General features: G+C 66.9%; 8 protein-coding genes. 5 read left to right on the top strand and 3 right to left on the bottom strand.

What is annotated here, in order from left to right; all coding sequences use genetic code 11:
* Positions 1–95 precede the first annotated feature (95 nt).
* Positions 96–860 carry a GAF and ANTAR domain-containing protein gene (locus tag ALI144C_RS05935; protein ID WP_083752756.1) on the top strand — a complete coding sequence of 255 codons (765 nt, stop codon included), beginning with the start codon at positions 96–98 and terminating at the stop codon, positions 858–860.
* A 227-nt stretch (positions 861–1,087) separates the two neighbouring features.
* Here ALI144C_RS05935 and ALI144C_RS05940 read toward each other — a convergent pair whose 3' ends face one another.
* From ALI144C_RS05940 to ALI144C_RS54110, 3 genes are all read right to left on the bottom strand, one after another.
* Positions 1,088–1,489: an STAS domain-containing protein gene (locus tag ALI144C_RS05940; RefSeq protein WP_083752757.1), complete on the bottom strand. Its 402-nt coding sequence runs from the start codon at positions 1,487–1,489 to the stop codon at positions 1,088–1,090.
* A gap of 487 nt (positions 1,490–1,976) precedes the next feature.
* Positions 1,977–2,321 (bottom strand): histone-like nucleoid-structuring protein Lsr2, encoded by a 345-nt coding sequence (locus tag ALI144C_RS05945; RefSeq protein ID WP_076985980.1) that lies wholly within the window; start codon positions 2,319–2,321, stop codon positions 1,977–1,979.
* A gap of 219 nt (positions 2,322–2,540) precedes the next feature.
* A complete protein-coding gene (locus ALI144C_RS54110) occupies positions 2,541–2,771 on the bottom strand; it encodes a hypothetical protein (RefSeq protein WP_143230434.1) in 231 nt (76 codons plus the stop codon).
* A gap of 639 nt (positions 2,772–3,410) precedes the next feature.
* On the opposite strand from ALI144C_RS54110, the gene ALI144C_RS05950 reads away from it, so the two are divergent.
* The 4 genes from ALI144C_RS05950 to ALI144C_RS05965 form a co-directional block, all read left to right on the top strand.
* Positions 3,411–3,926 (top strand): STAS domain-containing protein, encoded by a 516-nt coding sequence (locus ALI144C_RS05950; RefSeq protein WP_143230435.1) that lies wholly within the window; start codon positions 3,411–3,413, stop codon positions 3,924–3,926.
* A gap of 64 nt (positions 3,927–3,990) precedes the next feature.
* Entirely contained in the window at positions 3,991–4,488 is a 498-nt protein-coding gene (locus tag ALI144C_RS05955) for an ATP-binding protein (RefSeq protein WP_168211177.1), read from the top strand.
* Between the two features lie 102 nt (positions 4,489–4,590).
* Positions 4,591–5,802 carry a cytochrome P450 gene (locus ALI144C_RS05960; RefSeq protein ID WP_237774007.1) on the top strand — a complete coding sequence of 404 codons (1,212 nt, stop codon included), beginning with the start codon at positions 4,591–4,593 and terminating at the stop codon, positions 5,800–5,802.
* Between the two features lie 107 nt (positions 5,803–5,909).
* The coding region (locus ALI144C_RS05965) for a manganese catalase family protein (RefSeq protein WP_193441154.1) at positions 5,910–6,122 on the top strand (213 nt) is incomplete at its 3' end.

Genomic DNA, 6,122 nt, shown 5'->3' on the forward strand with positions numbered 1-6,122 from the left:
CCCGCACCACCGTCGTTATTGCCCTGTCGACCCACGGTTCGATCGCCGGCCGCCGGGCTGGTGAGACCGAGATCATCTCAGGACACTGATACCCGATGAGACGTCCACGACCCGATGACGCAGCCGACTGCGCGACCGATTCCGCGGTGGGCCTTGGCGGAGCAGCCGACGCCCTGAGTCGCTTCGCGCGATCGCTGGAAGCCGAGCCCGATCCGGAACGCACCCTGACCGGCATCGTGGTCGCGGCCGCGGCCACCATCCCCGGCGTCCAGCACGCCGGGATCACCCTGGTCGAGAAGACCAGCGTGTACCGGTCGGTCGCCCCCTCCGACGACCTGGTCACCCGATTGGACCAGATGCAGTACGAGACCCGCGAGGGACCGTGCGTGGACGCCATCCGCGACCACCACACCTTCCGCACCGGCGATCTGGCCGCCGAGACCCGCTGGCCGCGGTTCACCCGCGCCGCTCTCGACGCGGGCGTGGTCTCGATGCTGTCGTTCCGGCTGTTCACCACCGCAACCACCCTCGGCGCGCTCAACCTCTACTCCCCGCTGCGTGACGCCTTCGACGCCGACGCCGAAACCCTCGGCGAACTGTTCGCCGCGTACGCCGCGATCGCCCTCGCGGGTTCCCAGCAACAGCAGTACCTGGAATCAGCGCTGGCCACGCGGGACGTGATCGCCACAGCCAAGGGCATCCTGATGCACCGCGACCGTGTCGACGACAAAGCGGCGTTCGCCATGCTGGTCGAAGCCTCCCAACACGCCAACATGAAACTCCGCGACGTCGCCGCCTGGCTGGTCACCGACGCGAACACCAAAGCCGGCAGCGCCCAACACAAGCCCACGAACCCCTGAGCCCGCCCCGGTGGTCAGAGACGGCTCCCTGGCCACTTGGGTTGAAACCAGGGAGCCTTGACCATCGCCGAGCCGCGGTCCGGCGATCGCCCGCCACCGACTACCCAACCGTGCACCATTCCAACCGGAGAACGCATGGTCCCCACCATTCGGACCAGCCGCGCGTACGACACCACAGCCGTTCGGAGCGGTTTGAGCGGGCACCAAGTTCAAACGGACTGGGGAAGTCAAGCCGACTGGGCGTGATCCACTGTCGGGTGGAGCGACAGCACTTGGTTGAGGCCGGTGACGTCCATGACTCGACGCACGGCGGCTGCCCCCTCGACGACCCGGAGCGTCCGCTCGGTCCGGCAAGCCTCGTCGTGGGCCATCACCACTGTGTGGATGCCGATGGATCCGAGGAAGGTGACCTCGCCGAGGTCGAGGATGACGATCGGGGCCGGGGTATCCAGAGCCGCGCGCACAGCGGCGCCGAACTCGTGTTCGGTCAGCATGTCGACGTCGCCGTTGACGTGCACGATCGTGGAGTCGTCGCCGGGTTCGATCGTCCAGCTCAGGATGGGCGCGTCGCTGTTCATGGCTGTACGACTGCTGTCGTCCTCTCGCTTGACGAGCCGTCGAGTGTCCATTTTATCCACGGTGGGGTCACGCCGGGCAGATTCACTCGATCAGGGATGAAAAACCCGGATGGACGCGGATCTGACCGGGTATCCGCGCCGTGCGGACAACAGAGGTGACGATCCACACGGGGCGAAGTCACAGGCCCCGCCGATGACCAGGGTGTGGTGCCGGGTCCCCGACTCCGAGCAGTCGTGAACACGAGGGTGACGTGAAGTGCGCCGTCAGCCGGGTTCACGCCCGCCGGATGCCCGAAGCCGCCACGCGTGGTCGGCTCGTCGGCGAGCTGTCGCCGACGAGCCGGCCATCCCACTCGCGGTTTCAGCGCCGTCCGCCAGCGGAGTCCTGCTTTGCCACCGGCCTGCTCGTACGCGACGGAGTGAAGCGAATGGGAGAAACCGGTTTGGAAACGCGGCGCACGGCCTTGCCCAAGCCACGTCCGGCTGGACCAGACGCGACGAGTTCAGCGGGTCTGCCCTCCGGTGCTCCGATCCACCCTCAGTTCGTGGTGGTGTGCGCCGCTTCGAACGCCGCCATCACGGTGGCGGCGACACGCCCGCGCTCGGATACGGTGTAGCCGTTCTGGCGCGCCCAGTCGCGGATCGCTTTGGTCTGTTCGCGGTTGGCTGGTGCTGTGGGCGCGGCACCGCGCTTGCCGGGACGACCAGTCCGGCGGGCGCGGCCGATGAACTCGCCGAGGCGGTTACGCAGCCTGGCGGCGTTGTCGTCGGTGAGGTCGATCTCGTAGCTGGCGGCGTCGAGCCCGAACCGCACCGTGGTGATGTCGTCGGACATCGTGCCGTCAAGGTCGTCCACCAGATAGACGACGACTTTCCGAACCATGGTGGCATCACTTCCTCTTGGAGTCCTATCGCGACAGTCTGGTATCGCCCCTTGGGCGGTACGGGGACCGTGCAGCCGGGCATCTGGTGAGATGCCCGGCTACACAGGATTCCTTGCCACCACACCGTGACGCGCCCCGGCGGCACCCTGGATTCCGCCGGGTGCGTCCCCGCGGTGAGCGTTCAAGGAGTGTGATCGGCCTCTCCTGGTGGCGGTCGATCACGGTGACCATGAGGCATACGACATCACCTGCGCCTCATGGTCGCATGTGGACGGTGGAGACTTCTTCTTCAGCGCGGTGCCCGCCGCGCCGACCAGGCCGACGAGGCTCTGCGCGTTCAGGTCCTCTTGATGAACGACACGATGCCGATTCCTTTCGGACGTGAGCCCAGCATTTGATTGGTGGTCCATCGGGAAGAAACAGGCCTCAAAAGGCACCGTGTCTTGCACACGGAGGACAGTACAACAAACACTCAGCCCCGAAAGGCCGCATAACACCATCGTGTGATCACCAATGGCGCGCTCATACCGGAGGGCGGCGATCACACTTCTCCCGAGCGCGGTCACGCCAAGTCCGGGAGGGGCTGAATTCGCGACGACGACTTCTGCTAACGTACCGATTCGCGTTGACAACCCAGTGCCGACCAGACTTCCGCCCTTGATGCCCAGGCCGCCAACCGCGGTCTCCCACCTGGCTGACGCGCGCCCAATTCGTGTCGCGCGATTCCGCCGCAGCGTGGGCAGCCAGTGCGGGGTAGTTCAGTGTGGGCTAGTTCAGTGTAGGCAGCGCGTCGTCCCGGAAGAAGCGGTGCGCACGGCCGTCAGGCTCCGCCCGAAATGGGCGCGCCATGCCTCACGCATCCCCAGTCGGTGATGTCGCTGGTCAATGGTTATCGATTTTCGCCGAGTAATGCTCGGCAGCCGAACGCCGAAACCTGGAACCGCTCAGCGGCTCGTCGAGGCAGCCATTGGTCCGCCAGGGACACAGCTGCGTGGGCGCGGTCGCGGAACCTGGCGGCGAAAATCTCGAATGGTCCACCGGTTTGTCTGGTGACAGGATGGGTATCGCATTACCGTACGGTGCAGCCGATGCTGCGGAACGTCGAGGTCAACGCCGTAGTGAGGGCGCCCGGCGGCGTTGGCTTCTCACGCGCGTTCGGGAAGGAGGCGCCACCGATGAAGCCGCCGAGAGCCGCATCAGAGCGTCGACCAGCCGACCCCCACGAGGTGCTGACCGTCCGTACCACGTCCGACCAGGCCGACATCGTCGTGGTCGCCGCCGCCGGAGAAGTGGATCTGCTGACCACTCCGCTGCTGGAGCAGGCCCTGGATACCGCCTTGCGGCCCGGTTCGCCGCCGGTAGTGGTGGACCTGTCGCGAGTCACGTTCTTCGCCGCGGCCGGGATCCGGGCGCTGTTGGTCGCTACCGCAGCAGGTCCGCGACGGCGCTTGCCGATCGTGGCCTCACCGGACGTACTGCGCTTGCTGCGCATAGCAGGCGTCGACAAGCAGTTGACGGTCCGCGACACGCTCGCCGACGCGATGCGGCATTTGACTATGTCCGAGGCGGAACGTCCGACATACGGGAACGACTCGCGGCGGTAGCTTGGCAGCAATGCCCCGCGAACCACATTCCAGGATGGACAAACAGGGTGGCAGGTGCTTGAGGATGTCAGTGCGTGAGCAGAACGGGTCGGTCCCAGCGGCGGTGCTCGGCTGGTCGCGAGCACTGCCTGACCTGGCTTGTGACGTGGTGACCGACGCCGACTTCAGCAAGCCGTATCTGTACGACCAAGCCGGGGTGTTGCCCGGCCGGTTGGTGTTGTTGCGTTCCCGTGTGCTGGAGTGGGCACACGCGGTCGGCTTGCTCGAACATGATCGCGAGGACGTCGTCATGGCGGCCGACGAGGCGCTCTCGAACGCGATGGAACACGCCTTTCCTGATGGCGGGGGAAACGTGACCTTGTTCGCGGCGAGGGACCGGCTGGCGCGTGCGGTGCACGTGGTGGTGTCCGACAACGGCACCTGGTCGGTGCCACTCGGTCATTCCCGCGGCGGTGGCATGGGTCTGGTGATGATGGACAGACTGGCCGACGTCTTCGACCTGCACCACGACGAGCGCGGGACCACAGTCGTGCTGCGGTGGGCCCGGCGGGCCAACGCCTGACGCACGTTTGGCTCCGCACGCATCGGGCATAGAGCTCGTATGCGACTACCGGAGCTCCCTGGGGATCAATCGCTGCATGTCTTGCTCGAGGGGTACGGCTGGATGCCGAACCTCCGCAGGAGCACGGGCGTCGACGTAGTGCGGACGCGGGTGATGGGCCAACGCGCGGTGGGCCTGTGCGGGCCGGACGCGGCGCGGTTCTTCTACGACGAGAAGCACGTCGAGCGGCACGCGGCGATCCCAAGCCCGGTCCTGAGTACCTTGTTCGGGCACGGCGCGGTGCACACGCTCGACCGTGAGGCCCATCGGCGTCGCAAGAGCATCTTCCTGTCCCTGGTGACACCGGACTCGGTCGCGTCGCTTGTTCAATGTGTCGCGGCGGCGTGGGAGGACGTCGTCGTCGGCTGGCAGCCGGGTCGTTCGGTGGTGCTCTTCGACGAGGCGAGCCGGGCGATCACTGCGGGCGTGCGCCGCTGGGCGGGTCTTCCGGTGGAAACCCACGAGGTCGGCGACCTGGCCGCGGACCTGGTCGCGATGGTCGACGGGTTCGCCACGGCCGGGCCACGGCACTGGCGCGCCAGGTCGGCCCGCGACCGCCGTGAAGCCTGGCTCGGGTCCGTGATCCAGGACGTCCGGGACGGCAAAGCCGAGGCGCCGCCGGGATCGGCGTTGGAAACGGTCGCCCGGCACCGGGATGTCGACGGCGAGCTGCTGGATCCCAGGACCGCGGCAGTGGAACTGCTCAACGTCATCCGGCCGACTGTCGCGGTCTGCTGGTTCGTCGCCTACGCCGGACACGCGTTGCACACCTGGCCGCAGTTCCGCAGGCCGCTGCAGGCCGGTGGTGAGTTCGCGGTCGCGTTCGCCCATGAGTTGCGGCGGTTCTACCCGTTCGCGCCGTTCGTCGGTGGTCGCGCCGTCCGTGACCTGACGTGGCAGGGGCACGAGATTCCCGAGGGTGCGCTGGTCCTGTTGGACCTCTACGGGCAGAACCACGACAGCCGTTGGTGGGCTGACCCGTACCGGTTCGACCCGGACCGGTTCGTCGGCCGCGAGATCGACATGTGGCACCTCGTCCCGCAAGGCGCGGGCGATCCACAGACGGGGCACCGCTGCCCGGGTGAGGCGTTCACCGTGGCGATCCTCGCCGAACTCAGCACTCGGTTGGCGCACTTGGACTACCGGGTTCCCGACCAGGACTCGACGATCTCGCTGAGCCGGATCCCGGCCCGGCCACGAAGCGGTTTCGTGCTCGTGCCCGTGGGCAGAGCAGCGCAGCGGGCCGCCGACCCGCTGGTGGCCGGCGCGGACTGACCATTCCGATACCGTGCCGAATCCCGGTGGGGCGACACAGGTTTGGGTGACCTTGACCAGGGAAGCCAGGTTCGGCAGGCTTTTCGCCCAATGATGGGGAGTTACACATGTTCTTTCATCGCCAGGAACTTCAGTTCAAGGCGACTCCGGAGCAACCGGACGCTGTGTACGCCCGCAAGCTCCAGGAGGTGCTCGGCGGCCAGTACGGCGAGATCAGCGTAGCGATGCAGTACATGTTCCAGGGGTGGAACATGCACGTCCCAGGCAAGTACCGCGACATGGTGTTCGGCATCGGCGCGGAGGAGTTCGGCCACGTCGAG

Origin of the sequence: Actinosynnema sp. ALI-1.44, assembly GCF_001984155.1 — a bacterium.
Lineage (GTDB): Bacteria > Actinomycetota > Actinomycetes > Mycobacteriales > Pseudonocardiaceae > Kibdelosporangium.

What these genes read in the sequence shown, in the direction of transcription:
- ALI144C_RS05960 (WP_237774007.1), top strand. Translation starts at nt 4,591, where the DNA reads ATGCCGAACCTCCGCAGGAGCACGGGCGTCGACGTAGTGCGGACGCGG.
- ALI144C_RS05940 (WP_083752757.1), bottom strand. Translation starts at nt 1,489, where the DNA reads ATGGACACTCGACGGCTCGTCAAGCGAGAGGACGACAGCAGTCGTACA.
- ALI144C_RS05945 (WP_076985980.1), bottom strand. Translation starts at nt 2,321, where the DNA reads ATGGTTCGGAAAGTCGTCGTCTATCTGGTGGACGACCTTGACGGCACG.
- ALI144C_RS05955 (WP_168211177.1), top strand. Translation starts at nt 3,991, where the DNA reads ATGTCAGTGCGTGAGCAGAACGGGTCGGTCCCAGCGGCGGTGCTCGGC.
- ALI144C_RS05950 (WP_143230435.1), top strand. Translation starts at nt 3,411, where the DNA reads ATGCTGCGGAACGTCGAGGTCAACGCCGTAGTGAGGGCGCCCGGCGGC.
- ALI144C_RS05935 (WP_083752756.1), top strand. Translation starts at nt 96, where the DNA reads ATGAGACGTCCACGACCCGATGACGCAGCCGACTGCGCGACCGATTCC.